Annotated in this window: 2 protein-coding genes; both read left to right on the top strand. The window is 31.0% G+C overall.

Going from position 1 to position 2100, the window contains the following annotated elements; translation table 11 throughout:
• Positions 1 to 679, top strand: a 679-nt coding sequence (locus ASC41_RS16890; RefSeq protein WP_160318788.1) for an SH3 domain-containing protein, incomplete at its 5' end; no start/stop codon positions are given.
• 953 nt (positions 680 to 1632) lie between these two features.
• Positions 1633 to 1968: a hypothetical protein gene (locus tag ASC41_RS00130; protein WP_055434621.1), complete on the top strand. Its 336-nt coding sequence runs from the start codon at positions 1633 to 1635 to the stop codon at positions 1966 to 1968.
• The last annotated feature ends 132 nt before the right edge of the window (positions 1969 to 2100 follow it).

Genomic DNA, 2100 nt, shown 5'->3' with positions numbered 1-2100 from the left:
TGATGTCAAATTCAGGAAACTTCCAAATTTAACATCTGAAGTGATTGATTTACTTAAAATTGGAACAGAAATACTAATACTTGAAAAAACTGAAAACAAGTTAAATTATAACGGAATTGAATCACCTTTTTATAAAGTTAAATACAATAATAAAGTTGGTTATTTACTTGGTGGATTAATTTCGTTAGAAAAAAAGGAATTTAAAAACTCAAAATACTTTTTTACTTATAAAAAAATAGAAGATAATTACTCAATTATCATACGTCATTTGAATGAAAAATCTGAACTAACCGAAAATATTTCTATTTTAGAAACTTATGAATTTTCAATTGACATTTTTGATAATAAAGGAATTGATAATTTAGAGAATATTTTGTTTGTGAATTATTTATCAGAAGCTTGTGGAATCGATGGTGGAGGAATTTACTTCTTCAAAACAGAGTCTGAGTTGAAAAAAGTCTTGGAAATATCTCAAGTTTCAGATGCTGGAATTTATTGGTTAGAAGAAAAATTAATTTTCCCTAAAGATAAAGATGGAATAAAAGGAAAAATAGTTTATCAAAAGGAAATCGGAAATTATGAAGATGAAGAAACTAATTGGATAGAAATCAAGAAAACGAGTAGAGAATTAGAATGGAAAAATAATGATTTATTTCCAAAGTTAGAAAAGGAAAAATAAAAAACGATTTGCCAACACCGTATAAACTTTATTGCTGGTTTTAGCTCACTTGGGAAATTCCTCCGGAATTTCGCCGTTCGTGTTTTATTTACTAAATTCACTGCTTAAACAACGCAACAAAGCTTATACAACAACGTTAGGTTTCATTACTCCCAAATATTACGCAAAAAAAACTGATCGCAAATCTGAACTCTAAAAATCAATCGTTACGCTGACTTTTAGCCCGTTTCGCAAGCTGATTTCAAAACTGACTTTCAAAAACCAATCGTTACGCCGACTTTTAGCCTGATTCGCAAGCTGATTTCTGACAATCGCTCTGGAATCTTAAAAGCGGACTAATAAGCGTTATGAAAAAATTACCGTACAAAAACTAATAGTTTCGGCTGGCTGTTTATCTAAATGGTTTTTCGCAAAAATTATGGCGATATGTGTTTACTCTTTTCTGTCGTAACGAAAACCTAACAATATGCATAAAAAATGCTTACTTTAGTACTAAACCGGAAGATTTGTACTTCTTAGTTACTGCTGATTTTCCTATCGGAAAATCATACGCGCTAAGTCGCACATTTCATACATGAACCGTTGCCGTCCATTGCTCACTCGGCTCTAAAAAACGATAATTCACTCAAAAGTCGATTAAAGTAAATAACGGTTTCCGATACATTAATTGCGCAATCTTTGCGTACGACTGACCTCACTCCCACGCAATCTTTATTAAACGGATTTACCAAGCTTTGCGCAACTCTTAAGCCGATAAAATAATTCCTGTAACGTACGGCAACATTGTATAAAAATTATGCTTATTTTAGTCCTTAAACAATGGAAGTGCTTCTTTTGCTAGCTTCTGATTTTCCTTCGGAAAATCCCAGCAAGCAAAAACGCACAATCCTTATACGTAACCGTTGCCATTCATTGCGGAACGCACTCTAAATGGAAATCAGGAATTAAAAAGAATGAAAATAGAGAAAGAAAAATATTTAATTTATTCAATTGTTCTTTTAATACTTGGATGGCTATATTTTTTCTCAATAAGTTACTTGAATCATATTGACTTTTGGGAACAATTCAAAGGCGGAATATTCATTCTAGCTCCAAGAAGCGGAAAATATGAGACAATTTGGTTTAAATTAATTGCTATAGGGTTTGGTTCGCTTAGTCTATACTTTAGTTACAAAAGTAAACCACCTATTAAAAAAAAATTAAAAACTATATTAATTTCAATATCATTATTATTAATAATTATGAGCATTGTTGCTTTTCCGAGTTTAATATTCGAATATTTAATTTGAAACTGAACTGTGTGCGGAATTTAGCAAGTTGCGGAATTGCTCACTCAATCTATATTGAAAAATATTACGGAATAAACGCTGACTGAATTTACTCAAACGCTGAAAAGTGGAAAACAGAATTTAGTAACGAGT

Origin of the sequence: Lacinutrix algicola, assembly GCF_001418085.1 — a bacterium.
Lineage (GTDB): Bacteria > Bacteroidota > Bacteroidia > Flavobacteriales > Flavobacteriaceae > Lacinutrix > Lacinutrix algicola.
Note: the sequence above shows the minus strand (reverse complement) of the source record. Positions and strands in the feature narration are given on the sequence as shown.

Bases quoted from the DNA above. Each gene is read 5' to 3' on its own strand.
- ASC41_RS00130 (WP_055434621.1), top strand. From the start codon at position 1,633: ATGAAAATAGAGAAAGAAAAATATTTAATTTATTCAATTGTTCTTTTA.